Consider the following 20,457-nt stretch of genomic DNA (forward strand, 5'->3'; position numbering starts at 1 on the left):
TTGGAACGCCCGGCCCGGGCCAGGGCGTCGTAGTAGGTCTCCGCCGAACGGGCGGCACGCGGCTCGGCCAGTTCGGGCATGGCCGCGCGAATCGTTCCCGGTGTCCCGGGCAGGGTCGAGCGGCCCTTTTCGACGAACAGCACCCGCCGGCCCGCGCGGGCCAGCGAATAACCCAGCATCCCGCCGCCCATGCCCGTGCCGACGACGATCACGTCCCACACAACGCGTTCGGCCTCGCGCGGACCCAACTCGCCGACAGCCAAGATTCAACTCCTCAGCCGATCATGGCTCAACGCTTGGCCCGGTCCCGGCGAATCGAGATCGTAGCATCGCACACCGCGCATGGAAGGGGTAAAAGTTGCCGCTCTAGTCGGGCGGAATTGCGCTCGGCGTGGGACCCGTTCTGGCCCAGCATCGTCCGATGCGCTTCACGACAGGCCAAGAATGCTGATGAATTCATCGTCGTGACGGTCGCGTTGGAAGCGCGGCGTTTCCACCGCGCGAACGGCGAGCTTGCGACGGAGGTCTTCGTCCGATTCCAGCGTCATCAGGTTGGCTGCGAGTGCGTTTGGGTCGCCGGCGGGGCTTAGCAATCCATTGACACCCGGATCGATGATCTCCGGCGTGCCACCCGCGTCCGTCCCGCACACCGGCAGGCCGGCCCGCATCGCCTCCACGGTTACGCGGCCGAATGCCTCGCATTGGCTGCACATGAGGCCGACGTGGGCGGCGGACCAGTAGCGGCCGACGTCGCGGGTGCGCCCATGGATGTTCACCAGGTCCTCGACGCCCAGGCGCCGGGCGAGTTCGCGAAGTGGTTTCTGGTTGCCGGCGCCGACCAAGTCCAACTCGATGTCGACCCCGGCCGCCCGGGCGATGGCCACGGCCTCGACCGCAATGCGCTGTCCCTTGGCTTGGGAGAAGTAGCCGATCAACACGGCTCGCATGCGCTCTCCCGGCTGCCGCTCCGGCGGTGTGCCGAGCGGGGTGTCGACGACCGGGTAGACCACGTGCGTCGTCATCTTCGGGTCTACTGCGAGCAAAGCGTCCTCAACCGCACGCGAGTTGCAGATCACCACGTCCGACAGCCGGCCGATGAGGCGAATGGTGTTGCGATAGCCAAACAGGAACCAGAGCCGGTGGTCATCTTTGCCGAACTCGCGGACCAGCCAGTAATGCGGGATCCCGAGCAGCTTGGCGGCGATCGCGTGCGCGGGGATGACCATCGTGTTGGTGAGCACCATCGTCGGCCGCTGCCGAACAAGGAGGAACAGCGCGGGCACTATGCCGACGAGCAGCATCGCGAGGTACGGGACCGTGCCGACGAGCGCCTCGACGCGCGGCGCGCGCGACCGCGCGAGGAAAGCCCAGCCCGGTATCCAGGTGATTTTGGTCGAGATATCGTGCCGGGCGCATTCCGTGACCAGGCTTCCCTTCCACGGGCAGACGGCGACGACGTCTATGTCGGGCCGCTTTTCGTGGATGGCGAAGACCATGTCGCGGAAGTCGAGCGCGCCCCCTCCGCCGAAACTGCCTACGTTGGAGATCACCATCACCCGGGGGACAGGGCCGGCCCCGCGCGACGCCGTGATCGCGCGGAGCCGATTTCCCACGCGGCGCAAGGCATCAGCGGCGAGCATTGCCAGAGTGTATGTCGGACGGGCTTCGTAGCCGCATCTCGCCCGCAACGGCGCCCGGCCCGAATATGGGCCGACTGCTAGCATCCCGACCGTGTCTGGAGGCGGCGCACCGGTGCGGATCGGCATCCTGGGGGCGGCGCGCATCACGCCGACGGCGCTCATCAAGCCCGCTCGGGACAACGACGAGGTCGTGGTGGCCGCGGTGGCCGCCCGCGATGTGTCCCGCGCTCAGGCCTTTGCCGCCAAATACGGCATCGCCCGCGTGCATGACAGCTACGAGGCGCTGATCGCCGACCCGGACCTCGACGCCATCTACAACCCGCTGCCAATTGGGTTGCACGGCAGGTGGACTCGGGCCGCGCTCGACGCGGGCAAGCACGTGCTGTGCGAAAAGCCGTTCACGGCCAATGCCGCCGAGGCCCGCGAGGTCGCCGAGGTTGCCGCCCGGTCGGAGCGGGTTGTGATGGAGGCATTTCACTACCGCTACCACCCGTGCGCGGCGCGGGTGGAGGAGATCATCGCCTCGGAAGAGCTCGGCACGCTGGAGCGCGTCGACGCCCAGTGGTGCTTCTGGATGCCGAAGCTCTCGCACAACCGCTACAACTACGCGCTGGCCGGTGGCGCGCTGATGGACCTCGGCTGCTATGCGGTCGACATGGTGCGCAGGTTCGGCGGTTCGACCCCGGAAGTCGTTGCGGCGCATGCGAAACTGCGCGGCCCTAACGTGGACCGGGCCATGACGGCCGAGCTGCGGTTCGCCGGCGGGCACACCGGCCGGATCCACTGCTCGATGTGGTCGATGGCCCTACCGCGCTTGACGGTGAAGGTGGTTGGCGATCGCGGCGAGTTGCGGCTCAACCCGCTGATCCCGTTCCAGCGGTTCTCGGTCCGGTCGGCCGCCGGGAAGCGGGTGGAGAACTTCACGGCGGGGCGCTCTACCTACGGGCATCAGCTTGACGCCTTCGCCGCGGCGGTGCTGCGCGGTGAGCCGGTGAAGACGACACCGGAGGAAGCGATCGAGAACATGACCGTCATCGACGCGATGTACCGCGCCGCCGGCCTTCCGCTCCGTGAGCCCGCCGCGTGAATCAACGGACAGGCAGGTCGGACCTCTTTGCCAGGGTTGCGACAGCCGCAGCGTGTTCGTGAGACCAAACCTGACCCCTAGTCGCTCCTGTCGCATCAGTCACACAACGAGAGCTGCGCGTTGCCGCGGCGGTCCGGGGTACGCAAATCACACGCGATTCAAACTTTCGGAATCGGATTCCAAACCGTATTAGACACGCGTAACCTACGCCCTAAAATACTCGCGTCCAATAGACCGTCCCGTCCCCACGAGGGGGAGCTCATTTGTCTTCCTATGTGATCGCAACATCGGGAGCTTTGGCCACCGCGTCGGCGGATTTGACCGGGGTCGGGCGGACGATCGTTGCGGCATACGCGTCGGCGGCGCCTTCGACGACGTCCGTGGCGGCTGCGGCCCAGGACGAGGTGTCCGCGGCGATCGCGAAGTTGTTCGGCGCCTTTGCGCAGGAGCAACAGGCGCTGAGCGCGCAGGCGGAGGCGTTTCACGCACAGTTCGTGCGGGCATTGGACGGCGCGGCGGGCGCCTACGCGGCCGCCGAGGCGGCCAATGCTTCACCGTTGGACCAGGCGCTTTCGGCGATCAATGGGCAGGTCCAGGCGCTAACGGGGCGTCCGCTGATCGGCGACGGCGCCGACGCCACCACCCCGGGCGGCAACGGCGGCGACGGCGGGATCTTGTGGGGCAACGGCGGCAACGGCGCGGCCGGGGCGGCAGGGACCGGGCAAAGCGGAGGTAACGGCGGGTCGGCGGGCTTTTTCGGCCACGGCGGCAACGGCGGGGCCGGCGCATCCGCCACTACGGCCGGGGTGAACGGGGGTAACGGCGGGGCCGGGGGCAGGAATGGACTGTTCGGCGGGGGCGCCGCCGGCAACGGCGGCAACGGCGGGGCCGGCGGCTCCGCCACGCTGGCGGGCCAGCAGGGTGGTGCCGGAGGCAACGGCGGGGCCGGCGGGGCGAGCGAGTCGCTGTTGGGCGGATCCGGCGGTAACGGCGGTGCCGGAGGCCAGGGCGGGTACAGCACCGCCGGCGCCACCGGCGCCCCCGGCCAGCCGGGCTCGAGTTTCGCCGGCGGCGCCGGCGGCGCCGGTGGCGCTGGCGGCAGCGCCGTCGGGTTCCTGAGCGCCGGCGGGGACGGCGGCCTGGGCGGATCCGGAGGCAATGGCGGTGCCGGCGGCACCGGCGGGGTCGGCGACTTCAGCATCAACAACGGCACCGGTGGCGCCGGCGGCGCGGGCGGTGTAGGCGGCGCCGCAGGAGCCGGCGGTGCCGGCGGTTCCGCCGGTATTTTCGGCACTTCGGGCGCCAGCGGTAACGCCGGCACCACCGGTACCTCCGGCGCCGGCGGCACCGGAGGTCAAGGCGCGGCCGGCACCCTGCTTCATCCGGACGGCGGCAACGGCGGCAACGGCGGCAGCGGGAGCAGCGGCGGCGACGGCGGCGCGGGCGGCACGGGCGCTGTCAATGGTCACGGCGGTAACGGCGGCACCGGCGGCGCTGCCGTTTCGCAGACCGGCACTGGCGGCACCGGGGGCGCCGGCGGCGATGGCGCCGGCAACGGTAACGGCGGTAACGGCGGTAACGGCGGCGCTGCCGCTTCGCAGGCAGGCAACGGCGGTAAGGGTGGCAACGCCCCGGGCAGTGGTAACGGCGGCGCCGGCGGCAACGGGGCCACGGTCTCCACGGCCGGCACGGGCGCCGTCACACCCGGCACGGGCGGCAACGGCGGTACCAGCGTCGGCGGCGTCGGTGGGGGGGGCGGGGCCGGGGGCGCCGTGCTTATCACGAATGCCTCCAATGCCGTCCCCGTCGTCGGCGGCGCCGGCGGCACTGGCGGGAGTGGCGCCTTCGGTGGGGCCGGTGGGGCCGGTGGACAGGTCATCACCGCCGGGTCCGGCACCACGACCGGCGGCCACGGCGGCGACGGTGGCACCGCCAGCGTCGGCCTCGGTGGGGCCGGCGGTGCCGGCGGCAGCGTGCAATTCCAGAACGGAACATCTTCGGCAGTCGTCACCGGCGGCGCGGGTGGCCATGGCGGGCAGGGCTTTGCCGGCGGTGCCGGTGGCGCCGGTGGCGTGGTCGTCACCAACGGAGCGGGAGCCACCGTTGGCGGCCATGGCGGGGACGGCGGCACCGGCACCGGTGGCGTCGGCGGGGTCGGTGGGGTCGGTGGCAGCGTGCAGTTCCAGAGCGCCACCTCTTCGGCCGCCGTCAGCGGCGGCGACGGCGGCACCGGCGGGAGCGGCGTCTCCGGTGGTGCCGGGGGGGCCGGTGGGGTGGTGGTCACGAACGGCACCGGCGTCACCGCCGGCGGCCATGGCGGTGCCGGTGGCACCGGCGGCAGCGGTGTGGGTGGCGCCGGCGGGGCCGGCGGTGGCGTGGCCATCCAGAATGCTTCCTCGTCGGCCATCGTCACGGGCGGCGACGGTGGCATTGGCGGGGACGGCGCATCCGGTGGCGCCGGTGGAGCGGGTGGGCAGGTCCTCACCAACGGCACGGGAACCGTCAAACCCGGTGCGGGCGGCGCCGGTGGCGCCGGCACCACCGGTGTGGGTGGCGCCGGCGGGAACGGCGGCGGCGTGGCCATCCAGAGTTCTTCCTCTTCGGTCGCCGTCACCGGCGGCGACGGTGGCAAGGGCGGCAACGGCGCCTCCGGTGGTGCGGGCGGCGCCGGTGGAGCGGTCCAAACGAACGGAACCGGCGCCACTACCGGTGGCCATGGCGGCGCGGGCGGTACCGGCAGCAGCGGTGTCGGTGGGGCCGGTGGCAACGGCGGTGGCGTGGCCATCCAGAGTTCTTCCTCTTCGGCTACCGCCACGGGCGGCGATGCCGGCAACGGCGGGAACGGCGGATCCGGTGGTGCCGGCGGCACAGGTGGGGCGGTCCAAACGAACGGAACGGGCAACGCCGCCGGTGGCCATGGGGGCTCCGGTGGCAGCGGCAGCACCGGTGTCGGCGGGGCCGGCGGGAACGGTGGTGGCGTTGCCATCCAGGGCACTTCCGCGGCCACCGGCACCGGCGGCGACGCCGGCAAGGGCGGGGACGGCAGCTCCGGTGGCAAGGGCGGGACCGGCGGGGCGGTCATCACGAACGGAACGGGAGTGACCAACGGCGGCCACGGCGGGGCCGGCGGCAATGGCAGCCTGGGCGTCGGCGGAGTGGGCGGCGCCGGCGGCGGCGTGACCATCCAGACCTCCGCCTCGGCGGCCGTCGGCACCGGGGGTGATGGTGGTGCCGGCGGGAACGGCACTTCCGGTGGCGCCGGTGGTGCCGGTGGCGGTGTCCTGACGAACGGCTTCGGAAACGTCGGCGGCGGGCACGGCGGCGCCGGTGGCACCGGCACCGTCGGCGTCGGTGGGGGCGGCGGGGACGGCGGGGACGTGACCATCCAGACCGATACCTCTTCGGCCGTCGGCACGGGCGGCGCCGCCGGCGCGGGTGGGGCGGGCGCGTCCGGTGGGGCCGGCGGTACCGGGGGTCAGGCCGTAACGAACGGATTCGGAAACGTCAACGGCGGCCGCGGCGGCGACGGCGGCGCCGCCACCAGCGGAGTCGGTGGCGGCGGTGGGGCCGGTGGGCTTGCGGCAATCGCTTCTACCTTCTCCGCGGCCACCCCCACCGGCGGGAACGGCGGCGACGGCGGGACCGGCACCCCCGGCGGCGCCGGTGGGGCCGGTGGGGCGGCCACCACCCAAGGAATCGGAACCCCGCAACCCGGCGCTCCCGGCAGCCACGGATGACGACATCGGCGGGCCTGAACGGCCATCCCCGGGCCCGGCCGGCGCTCGCGACCGGGCCAGCTTTACAACCACAGCGGCCCGTTTCTATTCAACACGCGTCTACCGACGGGTATGGTCTGTCTTCGTGATCGAGCTGGACCGCGTAGCAAAGGCTTTCGACGGAAAAATACACGCGCTGCAGGACGTGAGTTTTTTCGTTCCGACCGGGTCGGTCTGCGCTCTGCTCGGTCACAACGGTGCCGGTAAGTCGACCGCGATCAAGATCCTCTCGACGTTGCTGCGGCCCACCTCCGGTAGAGCGGTCGTGGCCGGGCACGACGTCGTCCGGGAGGCGGCCCAGGTGCGGGCGAGCATCGGAAGCATCGGGCAGCTGGCGGCGCTCGATTTCGAGCTCACCGGCCGGGAGAACCTGGTGTTGTTCGGCCGGCTGCGGGGAATGCGGCGCAAAGACGCGCGGCTGCGCGCCGACGCATTGATCAATGACTTCGACATGTCGCACGCCGCCGACCGGCCGGTGCACACCTATTCCGGTGGAATGGTGCGCCGCATCGACATCGCGGCCGGGCTGATGGTGCCGCCGGAAGTGCTGTTCCTCGACGAGCCGACCACCGGGCTGGACCCGCGTAGTCGCCGCGATGTGTGGAACTTGGTGTCGTCCTTGTCATCCCAGGGCGTGACAATCCTGCTCACGACCCAATACCTCGAAGAAGCCGACGTCCTCAGCGATTCGATCGTCGTTCTGAACAAAGGTTGCGTCGTCGCCGAAGGCACCGCCGAAGAGCTCAAGCGGCGCGTGGGATTGGGCTATTGCACGGTGAGTCCGGTAAATCCGGCCGACCTCGCCAAGATCCTGGAAGCGGTCGCCGACCTCGAGGGCGCCGAAGCCGACTACGAGGCGAACACCGTCTCGGTGCTCTCGCCCGACGGTGTCGCGACGCTCGGCGAGGTGTTTCGCCGGGTCGACCGGCTCGGCGTCGAGCTCCTCGATATCGCGCTGCGCAAGCCGTCTTTGGACGAGGCGTTTCTACACCTCACCGCGAAAGTCACCACGTGACCGCGCTCGCTGCGCTCACCGAGCGTGCCGTGCAGAACGCGATGCGCAACGATCTGATATTCGCGGTGGTGTCGCCCGCACTGAACTTCGTCGTCTTCAATTTCATGCTGGGCAATGTGATCGACACCGGTGGCATGAGCTACCCGCAGTACGTCCTGCCGGTCGTCGTCATCCAGGTGATCTTTCTCGGCGCGCTGACGACCATCGACCGTGCCGCCCAGGACGAGCGGAGCGACTTCGCGGACCGACTCCGCACCCTTCCCATATCCGCGGTCACGCCGCTGATGGCCCGAATGTCGTACTGCCTGTTCCGCGGGACCCTCGGCTTGCTTGCGGCGATCGCCATCGGTTACGCGTTCGGGTTCCGAATGTTCGGCGGGTTGATCTATGCGGTCGCCTTCGCCGTCCTCACCCTCGTGTTGACGCTGGCGCTGTCGCTCGCCGCCGATGCGGCGGGGGTCCTTTCCGTCGCCTCGCAAGGCCGGTTCGCGAGCAGCGGCGTGTTGGATCAGCTGCTCCTGGTTCCCCAGATGCTGCTGGTCATGCTCTCCACCGGGATGGCGCCCGCCGACTCGTTCCCCGACTGGCTGCATCCGTTCGTGCGCTACCAGCCCGTGTCGCAGGTAACGCAAACCCTGCGCGGCTTCACCACCGGCCATGTCGCGGTGAGCAATTTGGCGACCAGCCTCGCGTGGTGTCTCGGGCTGCTGGTGGTGTTCGGCGCAATCGCGGTGCGGGTGCAGGGGCGCCCGCAATGACCGCACAGGCACCGCCGCGGAGTTCCCTGGCCAGCGAAACCCTGTTGTTCGCAAGCCATCTCCTGACCCGGTGGCGCCGCCAGCCGATGGTGCTGATCCAGGCTCTGGTGTTCCCGACCTTTCTGCTCATTGCCTACAAACTGTTGGTAGGCAAGTCGATAATCAGGATCACCGGCACGGAAAGTCTCTACGGACTTGTGCCGATGTGCGCCGTCGCCGGTGCGATGTTCGGGGCGCTCGCGACCGGCCGCCGCATGTGGATCGACCGCGACAGCGGCCTCATCGGCCGGCTGTGGGTGTTTCCCGTACACCGGGCCAGCGCGCTGACCGGCAGGCTGCTCGCCGAGGCCGCGCGCACGCTGGTAAGTGCCTCGCTGATCACGGCGGTCGGTGTCGGACTCGGACTCCGCTTCAAAGGCGGCCTGCTCAACGTCATCCCGTTCGTGCTGGTGCCGGCGCTGGTGGTGGTCGTCTTCTCGATGGCGGTGATCGCGATAGCGGTACGGGCCCGGACCGGTTCCGCGCTCATGTGGCTGGGGGTGCCGTCCACCGGTGCGGTGTTCGCCAGCTCCGGTGTTGTTCCCACTCAAACGCTGCCTTCGTGGGTGCGCATGGAGATTCGCCTGCAACCGATGTGGGCGACGATCGAGTCGATGCGGGGGCTTGCCCAAGGCGGTCCCGTGTTGTTTCCGCTCCTGGTGACGGTTGCGTGGGCAGTCGGTCTTGCCGCGGTGCTCGGGCCGCTGGCCGTTCGCGGTTACCGTGCCGCCGCCGAATCGGGGCACTGACACAACTGAAAGGTCAAGACTCGTCATGAAATTCGCGCTGGCGTGCTACGGAGCACGCGGCGACGTCGAGCCCTCCGTCGTGGTGGGCCGTGAGCTGACGCGCCGGGGGCATGACGTGCGCATGGCGGTGCCGCCCAACCTGGTCGGCTTCGCCGAGGCGGCGGGGGTTGCGGCCGTGGGCTACGGTCTCGATTCGCGGATCATCATGGACGTGCAGCGCGACTACTGGACGCTGTTGTTCCGCAGCCCGTGGCGGATGCAGGAGCTGGACCGGTTGGGGCGCGAGATCGCGGAGATCGTGAGCCAATGCTGGACGGAGGAAGCCTACGACACGCTGAAGTCGCTGGCGGACGGCGCCGACCTGATCATCTCCGGATACGGATTCGAGCAGTTCCCCTTCAATGTCGCTGAGTACTACGACATTCCGTTCGCCATGCTGCATTGGTTCCCGATCCGGGCCAACGGCAAAGTTATGCCATTGCTGCCCGCGCCGTTGGGCCGCGCCGCAATGCGGGGATACGAGCGGCTGACGTGGGGCGGCCCGGCGAAGAAAGCCGAGGACGAGCAACGTCGGCTACTGGGTCTGCCCGATGCGACGCAACCCTGGCCGCGCCGGATCGAAGAGCGAGGATCCCTTGAAATCCAGGGCTACGACCGCCTTTTCGTTCCGGGGCTGGAAGCCGAATGGGCGAAATGGAACGGCAAGCGCCCCCTCGTAGGCACGCTGACGCTGGGCTTCCCGCAGGATGCCGACGACGACGTCTTGTCCTGGATCGCGGCGGGGACACCGCCGATTTGCTTCGCATTCGGCAGTCTCGCAGTCGAATCCGCCGCCACCGTGCTGGCCATGATCGCTGCGGCGTGCGCGCGGCTGGGTGAGCGGGCGCTGGTGTGCGCCGGCGTCAGCGACTTCAGCGACATCCACCAGTTCGACCACGTCAAGGTGGTGGGTGCGGTGAATTACGAGGCGATTTTTCCGGCCTGCCGCGCGGTCGTGCATCACGGTGGCGCGGCCACCACGGCCACCTGCCTGCGCTCCGGAGTCCCGCAGGTGGTGCTCTGGACGTTCTATGACCAGCCGCTGGAGGGGGCGGCGCTCAAACGCTTGGGGGTGGGCACCTCCCGGCGGCTTTCGACCACCACCGAGGACACACTGGTCAAGGATCTTCGCCGGATTCTCGCCCCGGAATATCTCGGCCGGGCCCGCGAGCTTGCCCCACGGATGACCAAACCCGCCGAAAGCGTCGCTGCCGCTACCGATCTCGTGGAAAACTTCGCCCGCCTGCAACGGGTCGGCTGATCGAAAACCCTCTCGCGCTAGGAACTCCCCGATGATTCGTGCTGACGCTCCGCAAGGACACGGGTCTTCCGTCCCTTCTGTGCTGCGGGAACGCGCTGGCTTGCGCCCCAGCGAGCCGGCGTTCACGTTTGTCGATTACGAGCGGGACTGGGCGGGTGTTCCGGAAACCCTGACGTGGTCGCAGCTGTATCGCCGCACGCTGAACGTGGCGCGGGAACTCGACACCTGCGGGTCGATGGGCGATCGCGTGGTGATCGCGGCACCGCAGGGACTCGGTTACGTCGCTGGATTTTTGGGCGCGTTGCAAGCCGGTCAGATCGCCGTTCCGCTATCGGTTCCGCTCGGTGGCGTCACCGATGAGCGGTTTATTTCGGTGCTGAGCGACGCGTCGCCGTCGGCGATCCTCACGACATCGTCTGTGGCGGGCAACATTGTCGAGTACCTCAACTCGAAGCGGGGTGAACCAGCGCCGCCGGTCATCGAGGTCGATCTGCTGGACCTCGACGCTGAGAATGGAGCGGCCGCGGAGGCCGAGATCCGGCCGGAAATCGCCTATTTGCAGTACACCTCCGGGTCGACCCGCACTCCGAAGGGCGTGGAGATCTCGCACCACAACATCGTGGCGAACTTCGACCAGATCAATGTGGACATCTTCGGCGGGGCCGCCCCGCCCGACACCACGATGGTGTCCTGGCTGCCGTTCTATCACGACATGGGTTTGTATCTGGCCATCATCTTTCCCATTCTGGCGGGATTTCCCACCCAGATCACCAGCCCGGCGTCGTTCCTGCAGCGACCCGCCCGATGGGTGCAAGCGCTGGCGAGCAACAGCCACGCATTCTCCGCGGCGCCGAACTTCGCGTTCGAATTGGCGGCGCGCAAAACGTCCGACGACGACATGGCCGGGCTCGACCTAGGCGACGTCCTCGGCATCCTCAACGGCAGCGAGCGAGTGCAACCCGTGACGCTGCAACGCTTTGCCGAGCGGTTTGCCCGCTTCAACTTTCACGACCGGATGTTGCGGCCCGCGTATGGCATGGCGGAAGCGACGGTGTACATCGCGACGCGCGAACCGGGCCATTCGCCCGAAATCGTTCACTTCGAATCGGAGAAGCTGACCGCCGGGCACGCGAAACGCTGCGGGGACGGGGGCACGCCGCTGGTGAGTTACGGCGTGCCGAGGTCGCCGGCGGTGCGCATCGTCGACCCCGATACCACCACCGAGTGTCCGGCGGGAACCGTCGGTGAGATCTGGGTGCAGGGTGGCAATGTCGCGCTGGGCTATTGGGGCAACCCGCCAGGCACCGAGGGCATGTTCGGTGCCACCCTTGTCGGGGCGTCGGCCGGCGCATCCGAGGGCCCTTGGCTGCGGTCCGGAGATTTGGGCTTCTTCTCCGACGGCGAGCTGTTCATCCTCGGCCGGATCAAGGACCTCTTGATCGTCTACGGGCGCAACCATTCTCCCGACGACATCGAGTCGACCATCCAGGAGATCACCCGGGGCCGCTGCGTGGCGATAGGGGTTCCGGATGACGGCGGCCTGGAGAGCCTGGTCGCTATTGCGGAGCTCAAGAATCGGGACGAACCCGAAGAGGCCGCGATGCAGCGGATGGGCACCGTCCGGCGCGAAATCACCACGGCCGTATCGAAGGCACACGGTCTGAGTGTGGCGGATCTGGTTCTGGTGCCGCCTGGTTCGATACCCATCACCACGAGCGGCAAGGTCCGGCGAAGGGACTGCCTGCAGCTGTATCTGCGCGACGAGTTCACCCGCTTGGACGGGCAGATCCGCGGGCCGGCGCCGCACGCGGTCGAGGACGTCGATGTGGGCGTCGGCTCCGACTCGGGATGGACGCAGCGCCTGCGCACGCTCCGCCGCCAGCAGCAAACGCTCCGCCGCCAGGAGCATGACCTGCTGGTGCAGGTGGTGTGCGCGCAGGCGGCGGCGGTGTTGGGGCGTCCCAGCCCCGAGGACGTCGACCCCGAATCCGCTTTCGGGGACCTGGGTTTCGATTCGGTGAAGGCGACGGAGTTGTTGGATCGGCTCAGGACCGAAACCGAGTTGCCGTTGCCGGCGACGCTGGCGTTCGACTATCCGACGCCCGATGAGTTGGCCGCCCGCCTGGCCCAGCTGCTGGACGGGCCGGTCGCGGCGGCCTCGCCGGTGGAATCGCAGGTCGCGGTGGACGAGCCGATTGCGGTGGTGGGCATGGCATGTCGGTTCCCCGGTGGGGTGGATTCGCCGGAGGCGTTGTGGGATTTGGTGGCCACCGGCACCGACGCCGTCGGGGCGTTTCCCGGCGACCGGGGCTGGAATTTGGGGGAGTTGTTCGACCCCGACCCGGATGCGGTGGGCAAGACGTATGCCCGCGCCGGGGGGTTCTTGGTGGACGCGGCCGGGTTCGATGCGGAGTTCTTCGGGATCTCGGGACGCGAGGCCCAAACCATGGATCCTCAGCAGCGGTTGCTGCTGGAGGTGTGCTGGGAAGCGTTGGAGACGGCCCGAATTGACCCGGCCGGGTTGGTGCGTACCGAGACCGGCGTGTTCGTCGGGGCGTGGTCACAGTCCTACGGCGGAGGCGGCTCGGAGGGCGTGGAGGGCTACGCGCTGACCGGGCTGTCCCCCAGCGTGGCCTCGGGGCGGGTGGCGTATGCGTTGGGGTTGCAGGGCCCGGCGATCACCGTCGACACCGCCTGTTCGTCGTCGTTGGTGGCCACGCATTTGGCGTGTCAGTCGCTGCGCAATGGAGAGTCGTCTCTTGCCCTGGCCGGGGGGGTGACGGTGATGACGACGCCGTCGGTGTTCACCGAGTTCGCCCGCCAGCGTGGGCTGGCCGCCGATGGGCGCTGTAAAGCGTTTGCGGCCAACGCCGATGGCACCGGTTGGGGTGAGGGTGCGGCGGTGGTGGTGTTGGAGCGGCTCAGCGATGCCCGGCGCCACGGCCATCCGGTGGTGGCGGTGATCGCGGGTTCGGCGATCAACCAGGATGGCGCGTCGAACGGGTTGACGGCACCGAATGGGCCGGCGCAGCAACGGGTGATCGCTCAGGCGGCGGCCAACGCGGGGGTCGGGCTGGATCAGGTGGATGTGGTCGAGGCGCATGGCACCGGCACCACGTTGGGGGATCCGATCGAGGCGGGTGCGTTGATCGCGACTTACGGTGCGGCGCGCAGCGCGGAGCGCCCGTTGTGGTTGGGGTCGATCAAGTCGAACATCGGTCACACGCAGGCGGCGGCGGGGGTGGCGGGGTTGATCAAGATGATCGAGGCGCTCAATCACGACAGTTTGCCGCCGACGTTGAACGTGGGTCGGCCCAGCCCGCATGTGGATTGGTCGGCGGGCACGGTGCGGCTGCTGACCGACGCGGTGCCGTGGCCGGTCACCGATCATCCGCGCACGGCGGCGGTGTCCTCGTTCGGGATCAGCGGCACCAACGCCCATGTGATCCTGCAGCAAGCCCCCGCCGCGCCGGTCGAGTCGGCCGAAGAACCCGACGGTGTCGACTTGGGGCTTCGGGTGTGGCCGGTGTCGGCGCGCACCCCGGCGGCGCTGCGCGCCCAGGCCGACCGGCTGCACCAGCACCTGCTCGCTCACCCGGAGCTGGATCTGACCGACGTGGCCTACAGCCTGGCCACCACCCGTGCCCATCACCCATATCGGGCGGTGATCACCGGGGCCGCTTCCCGCGACGACCTGCTGAGCGCGTTAACCGCGCTGCGTGACGGCCAAACCCACCCGCAGCTGGTTGAGCACCATTACCTGGCGCACTTGCGCGGTAAGACGGTGTTCGTGTTGCCCGGCCAGGGTGGACAGTACCCGGGCATGGGCCGCGAGTTGTATGAGCGTCACCGCGTGTTTGCGGCGATGGTTGATGATTGCGATGAGGCGTTGCGCCCGTTGACCGGGTGGTCGGTGCGTGAGGTGTTGTTGCAGGAGCCGGGGGCGCGGTCGCTGGATCGGGTGGATGTGGTTCAGCCGGTGCTGTTCACGATGATGGTGTCGTTGGCCGAGGTGCTGGGCTCGTACGGCATCTTCCCGGATGCGGTGATCGGGCACTCGCAGGGTGAGATCGCCGCGGCGTATCTGGCCGGGGTGTTTTCGTTGCCCGAGGCGGCCCAGATTGTGGCGCGGCGCAGCCAAGCCCTGGGCGAACTGTGTGGGGCCGGGGCGATGGCTTCGGTGTTGTTGGGCGCCGAGCAACTCGAGCCCCTGCTGGCGCCGTGGGGTGCGGCGTTGAGCATCTCGGCGATCAACGGCCCATCGCACACCATCATCAGCGGCGAGCCTTCGGCGATGGAGCAGTTCGGTGCGGCCTGTGAGCGCGACGGCATCCAGTTCCGGCCGATTGCGGTGGATTACGCTTCGCACTGCGCCCAGGTCGAGGCGGTGCGTGAGCGCCTGCTGTCCGAGTTGGGCGAGCTGTCCCCGGCCTTGTCGCGGGTCCCGTTGTATTCGACGGTGGGACAGGCGGGTTCGGGTGATCCGTTGGACACCACGACGATGGACGCCGAGTATTGGTACCGCAACCTGCGCGAGCCGGTCCGCTTTCATGACCGGGTGGCCGAGCGGCTGGCCGCCGGGGAATGCAGCTTCGTGGAACTGTCCCCGCATCCGGTGTTGGCCCCGGCGCTGACCGACACGCTGGCCCAGACCCCGGGGCGGGCCCAGTCGGCGGTCGTCATCACCTTGCACCGGGAACGTCTCGACCACGACAGCCTGGCAATGGCGTTGGCGCAGTTGCACGCTCACGGCCACAGCCCCTCCTGGCCAGCCCTGTACCCGCGCGCCCGCACCGTCACGCTGCCGACCTACCCCTTCGACCACCGCCGCTACTGGCTCGCCCCCGCTCGGCCCGGCCCGCTTGCCGCACTGGCCGACGAAGACCGGGTCATGCCGGCAAGCCCCCGAACGCTGGCCGCCACGTTGGCCGCCCAGACCCGCGAGCAACGGCTCGACACGCTCACCGCGCTGGTCACCGAGACGGCCGCCGCCGTATTGGCGCATCCCGATCCGGCGGCGCTCGATCCCGACGGGCCGCTTAAAGATCTCGGCATCGACTCGCTGACTGCTATGGAGCTACGCAACAGCCTCAACCGGCACACCGGCCTGGCGCTGCCGGCGACGCTGGCCTTCGACCACCCCACCCCGGCACAGCTCGCCGGCCACCTGGCCGACCTACTGAACGACACCGACGTGCCCGAGGCCCCGGCGGCTCAGGTCGGCACGCGGAGCGAGGAGCCGGCGGACAACAGGCTCGCACACGTGGATCAAGCGGTGTTTCTCACCATGCGTGCGGTCCACGGCACGCAGGTCCAGTTCATTTGGGTCTACGACCGGGGCGTCAATCTCGATGGCCTGCGGCGTTTTCAGCGCAACCTGGGCCGCGGGCTGTTGGGGCGCAGGGTCGAACGCTCCCCGATACCGTTCGCGCGCGATCACTGGGTCGCGGCTCCGGCCCCGGACGAGATCGATGTCGCCGCAACGCCGCGGCGGCGCTCCGAGGTGAGCGCCTGGGCCGACGAGCGGGTGCGCCTACCCATCGATCCCGAGTGGGGACCTGGCTGGCATCTGGGAGTGCTTCCGCTCGAGGACGGCGGGGCCGCGATAAGTCTGGTGGTTTCGCACACGATCGTCGACGGGATCGGGTTGGTCCAGGCGATCGCCGATGCCGCCGAAGGCGTGACACGCGATCTGGGTTACCCGCCGGCGGGATCGCGCACCGCCGGGCGCGCCTTGCGCGAGGACTTCGGCCAGACGGTCAAAGAACTGCCCGACATCGCGCGGGCTTTGGCCGCGACGGCTCGACGGGCCTGGCCCGACCGCAAGCAATTCGCATCCTCGATCAAGGCGGCGCCGCCCTCCCCGAGGACGGCCGGCGCCGATCAGGCGGTCGAGGTGCCCGCCCTGACCGCGTACATCGACCCGGCGCAGTGGGATGCCCGCGCGAAAAGCCTTGGTGCGAGCAGTAACTCGCTTGTGGCAGGGGTCGCGTGCAGGCTCGCGGTGCGGGTGGGGCGCGTTCGTGACGACGGAAAAGTCACGCTGCGATTTCCGATATCGCTTCGGACCGAAGGCGATACCCGTGGCAATGCGCTCACGGTGGTCGACGTCGCGGTCGACCCCACGCACGCCGCAGCCGACCTCAGGGACACGCAGGCGAAGATCACCCACGCGATCCTCGCGGGGATGGAGAACCCCGACGAAGAGTTTTTGGCGACCTTCCCACTGGCGGCGATGGTTCCGAAGCGGCTGAACAGGAGGCTGGCGGGGATGGCGGCGGGCGGTGCCAGCCTTCCGGTAACCGTCTCCAATTTCGGTGACCTGTCCGCGGCGGTGAACCGGCCCGACGGCAGCGACGCCGACTATGCGTACATGAGGTCCTACGAACCCGACATCAAGAAGAGCACGCTCGAACACATCGGTGGACAACTGTTCGTGGGCTCGGGGCGGGGCAATGGGAAGATCTTCATCAGGATCTCCGCATATGTTCTCGGCCGGAGAAATACCAAAAATGAGCTGCGGGAGACCATTTCGCGGACCTTCGCCGAATTCGATTTGACCGCAGAGATCGATGACTAACCAGCACTCGCGGTGTCGGGCACCCGGCCCCCGTGATGGTGCCGATCCGGTGATTTCGCCAACCCAGCAATCTGTTGAACACGCGTGTGATAATCCTCCCTTGGTGACCTCTCAACAGTCCGACAGCGTCAGCCCAACCGAAGAGACGCAGAGTCGGCCCTCCGCACAATCGCGGTTCCGCCCCGACATCGAGGGCTTGCGTGCCGTCGCCGTGCTGGCCGTGGTCCTGTTCCACGCCGGGATGCCGGGTATCAGCGGTGGGTTCGTCGGCGTGGACGTCTTCTTCGTCATTTCGGGCTTCCTCATCACCGGGCTGCTGTGGCGCGAGGCGAACGCCAGCGGCAAGGTCCGGCTGGGCGGCTTCTACGGGGCGCGGGCCCGCCGGCTGCTGCCGGCGTCGGCCACCGTCGGCGTCGTCACCGCCATCGCGGCATTTCTCCTCCTGCCGCCGTTGCAGGTCGGCAGCGTCCTTCGGGACGGCATCGCCAGCGCGCTGTACGTCAGCAATTACTGGTTCATCAACGGAAGCGTCAACTACTTCGGCGGCCACCTGCCGCCGTCGCCATTTCAGCACTACTGGTCGTTGGGGGTCGAGGAGCAGTTCTACCTGGTGTGGCCGGCGCTGATCATCGGCACGGCCTTTGTCATCCGGCGCGTGCGCCGGCGCACCAGGACCCAGGCCACCGCCTCGAAACGCCCCTACCTGGTAGTCCTCGCGCTGGTCGCGGTCGCGTCGTTCGCGCTGTCGCTAGTGGACACCCTCTGGTTGCCGTCCGTGGCCTTCTACTCGCTGCCGACCCGGGCCTGGCAGTTGGCGGTCGGCGGCATCGTCGCCCTCACCGCCGACCAATGGCGCCGGCTGGCGCCCCGGGCTGCCGTGCCGGCCGGCTGGGCCGGGCTGGCCCTGATCCTGCTGGCCTGCGTCTGGCTCGGCCCGACCACCCCGTATCCCGGTATCGCCGCGCTGCTGCCCGCACTGGGCGCGGCGCTGGTGATCGGGGCCGGCTGCGCCGTGGCGTCGCAGGGGTGCGGCCGCGTCCTGGCGGTGTCGCCGATGCGGGCGGTCGGCCGGATCTCCTACTCGTGGTACCTGTGGCACTGGCCGGTGCTGGTGCTCGCGCCCGCGTTGCTGGGCCACCCACTGGGCCTGGCCGCCAGGCTGGCAGCGGCCCTGATCTCCGGCGGGTTGGCGGTGCTCACCCTGCGTTTCATCGAGAACCCGCTGCGATTCGCCTCGCCGATCCGCCGATCCGCCCTGGCCAGCCTCGCGCTGGGTGGTGCGGCCACCGCGGTCGCGGTGTCGGTGGGCCTGGTGCTGCTGGAGCACGTGCCGACCCCGGTCGGGCGCGGCCCGGCGGCGGCGCCGCTGTCCATCGCCGCGGCCCCCGTCCCGGCCGGCTCCGCCGTCGACGCCTACGACGCGGCCGTGCGGCAGGCGTTCGCGCAGGTGCAGGCCGCGGTCGCGGCGTCGGCCGGCCTCCAGGCCGTCCCGTCGAACCTGAGCCCGCCCCTGGCGACGTCCGGTGATTTGTTGTTCAACGGCTGCCTGCGCAATATCGCCGAGGTCGGACAGCCCGAGTGTGCGAGCGGCGATACCGCGTCGACGACGACGATCGCGCTGGCCGGCGACTCGAACGCCGCGATGTGGAACCCGGCGTTCCAGCAGATCGCGGCCCAGCGGCACTGGCGGCTGGAGACGCTGGCCAAGGGGGCCTGCCCATTGATGGACTTGCCCAGCCGCGTGCCCCTGCACCACCTGGCCGAACGATATTCGCACTGCCAGCAATGGCGCGAGCAGATCATGGCGCGGTTACGCGCCGAGCACCCGCGGCTGGTGGTGCTGAGCATGTGGCGGGGTTACACCGCCGAAAGCGAACGGCTGCTGGGTGTCGACGCATACGGCCCCGCCTGGGTCCAGAGCCTGACCCATCTCGTGGCGCAGCTGCGCGGCATCGGCGCGAAGGTGCTGGTGCTCGGGCCGATCCCGGATCCGCAGTCCGAGGTGCCGATCTGCCTGTCCGGGCACCTCGACGACGCGACGGCCTGCTCGCCGCCCACATCGTCGGCGGTCAACCAACCGGGCATCGCGGCCGAGTCCGCCGCCGCCAAGGCCGGCGGCGGACAATACGCCGACCTCACCGAGTTGTTCTGCACCAAAGCCCGCTGCCCGGTCATCGTCGGCAGCACCCTCGTCTACCGGGACTGGCGCCACATCACGCTGGAGTACTCGCGGCTGTTGGCGCCGGCGATCGGGGCGCTGGCCGACCGCGCGCTCGCCGACGGCTGACCCTCGGACGGCAAGCGGGTCACGAGGCGAAATGCGCCTGGCTCACGTGCGCGGCCACCCGTAAGGCGTTGGCCGCGACGGTCAGACTGGGGTTCAACCCGGCGCTGGACGGGAAGAACGAGGTGTCCACCACGTAGAGGTTTTCCACCTCGTGCGCCCGGTTTTGGGGGTCCAGCACGCTGGTTTTCGGATCGGTGCCGAAGCGGCAGGTGCCGCAGACGTGGCCGAGGTTGGCGTTGTCTTTGCCGGTGCCCAGGGTGAGGTTGCGGAACGGCTGCAACACCTCCTTCAGCCGCTGCACGAACGCCGCGCGGCGCTCGACCTCGCTGGGGTGTAACCGGTACCGAAGCCGCAGCCGCTGGCGATCGTCGGCGCCGGGCCGGTCGCTCGGCAGGACGCGGTTGTCCAGATACGGCAGGTCCTCCATGATCCCGGCCAGCACCAGTCCGCCGGTGACGAACCGCTGATACAACCGGCGCCCCGCGGGGCCCGTCGCGCGCAGCGCCTTTCCCCGCCGGCCGGGGCGGTTGCTTAGCCACTCCATGGGCGGTATCTCGCCGAACGACTGCACGGTGCCGTACTTCTGCCCGTCACAGAAATAGAAGTCGTTGAGCCCGATTTCCTTGTTCGGCGCTGTGATGGTGCGTTTGGGGTTGGGCCAGATCTCGATCGGCTCGAGCAGGTGGCGCATCAGGTTGCGGCCCACCCAGTCCGAGCCGTTGGCCAGCCCGCGCGGCCACTCCCCGGACCGTGAGTTGAGCAAGAGCACCGGGGTGGCCAGCGCGCCGGCGGCGAGCACCACGACTTTGCCTTGCAAGGCCAGCATGTCGGAGTGGTGTTGGGCGATCACCCGCTGCACCCGGGTGGGGTCGGCCTCCAGGCGCACGACCCGGCACTGGTCCAGCAGGTGCGCGCCGTGTTCGGTGATCGCGGGCAGCACGCCGTTGCGGCCGGCGTCGTTTTTGCACGGCCGGGGGCAGAGATAGGTCTGGCAGGTGGTGCAGCCCTCGGTGTAGTCGCAGGCCATCGGCAGGTGGTAGGGGTGCAGGCCGCGGCCGCTCAGATAGTTGACCAGCGGCTGGTTGTCGGGTGAAAACGGTGGGGCCGCAGGCAAACCGACGTCGGCGGCCTCGGGGCGCAGGGGATCGGGCGCGCCGCGCACCCCCAGCAGTTTTTCGGCCTCGGCGTACCACGGGCTCAGCTGGTCGTAGGTGATCGGCCACGCC

The 20,457-nt window shown here is 69.4% G+C and carries 11 protein-coding genes; 8 read left to right on the forward strand and 3 right to left on the reverse strand.

What is annotated here, in order from left to right; all coding sequences use genetic code 11:
* Both AC5Y2S_RS28790 and AC5Y2S_RS28795 read right to left on the reverse strand, forming a co-directional pair.
* Nucleotides 1-263 (reverse strand): FAD-binding protein (locus tag AC5Y2S_RS28790; protein WP_499960023.1); only part of this gene is annotated, 263 nt, incomplete at its 3' end.
* A 165-nt stretch (nt 264-428) separates the two neighbouring features.
* Complete coding sequence (locus tag AC5Y2S_RS28795; RefSeq protein WP_499960024.1) at nt 429-1,640, reverse strand: glycosyltransferase family 4 protein; 1,212 nt, start codon at nt 1,638-1,640, stop codon at nt 429-431.
* 91 nt (nt 1,641-1,731) lie between these two features.
* Between AC5Y2S_RS28795 and AC5Y2S_RS28800 the strand changes: the two genes are divergently transcribed.
* From AC5Y2S_RS28800 to AC5Y2S_RS28835, 8 genes are all read left to right on the forward strand, one after another.
* Nucleotides 1,732-2,727 carry a Gfo/Idh/MocA family protein gene (locus tag AC5Y2S_RS28800; RefSeq protein WP_499960025.1) on the forward strand — a complete coding sequence of 332 codons (996 nt, stop codon included), beginning with the start codon at nt 1,732-1,734 and terminating at the stop codon, nt 2,725-2,727.
* Nucleotides 2,728-3,002: 275 nt separating this feature from the next.
* Nucleotides 3,003-6,464 carry a PE family protein gene (locus AC5Y2S_RS28805; protein WP_499960026.1) on the forward strand — a complete coding sequence of 1,154 codons (3,462 nt, stop codon included), beginning with the start codon at nt 3,003-3,005 and terminating at the stop codon, nt 6,462-6,464.
* Between the two features lie 124 nt (nt 6,465-6,588).
* Complete coding sequence (locus tag AC5Y2S_RS28810) at nt 6,589-7,518, forward strand: ATP-binding cassette domain-containing protein (RefSeq protein ID WP_499960027.1); 930 nt, start codon at nt 6,589-6,591, stop codon at nt 7,516-7,518.
* Nucleotides 7,515-8,276, forward strand: coding sequence for an ABC transporter permease (locus AC5Y2S_RS28815; protein ID WP_499960028.1), 762 nt, complete (start codon nt 7,515-7,517; stop codon nt 8,274-8,276). The genes AC5Y2S_RS28810 and AC5Y2S_RS28815 overlap by 4 nt, the downstream gene beginning before the upstream one ends.
* Before the next feature lie 86 nt (nt 8,277-8,362).
* Nucleotides 8,363-9,064 (forward strand): ABC transporter permease, encoded by a 702-nt coding sequence (locus AC5Y2S_RS28820; protein ID WP_499960029.1) that lies wholly within the window; start codon nt 8,363-8,365, stop codon nt 9,062-9,064.
* A gap of 25 nt (nt 9,065-9,089) precedes the next feature.
* Nucleotides 9,090-10,364: a glycosyltransferase gene (locus AC5Y2S_RS28825; RefSeq protein WP_499960031.1), complete on the forward strand. Its 1,275-nt coding sequence runs from the start codon at nt 9,090-9,092 to the stop codon at nt 10,362-10,364.
* Between the two features lie 31 nt (nt 10,365-10,395).
* A complete protein-coding gene (locus AC5Y2S_RS28830; protein ID WP_499960033.1) occupies nt 10,396-16,944 on the forward strand; it encodes a fatty-acid--AMP ligase in 6,549 nt (2,182 codons plus the stop codon).
* Between the two features lie 103 nt (nt 16,945-17,047).
* Nucleotides 17,048-19,231: an acyltransferase family protein gene (locus AC5Y2S_RS28835; protein WP_499960035.1), complete on the forward strand. Its 2,184-nt coding sequence runs from the start codon at nt 17,048-17,050 to the stop codon at nt 19,229-19,231.
* A gap of 19 nt (nt 19,232-19,250) precedes the next feature.
* On the opposite strand, the gene AC5Y2S_RS28840 is transcribed toward AC5Y2S_RS28835, so the two are convergent.
* A partial coding sequence (locus tag AC5Y2S_RS28840; RefSeq protein WP_499960036.1) for a GMC oxidoreductase occupies nt 19,251-20,457 on the reverse strand: 1,207 nt, incomplete at its 5' end.

Source organism: Mycobacterium sp. NGS69 (assembly GCF_059812165.1).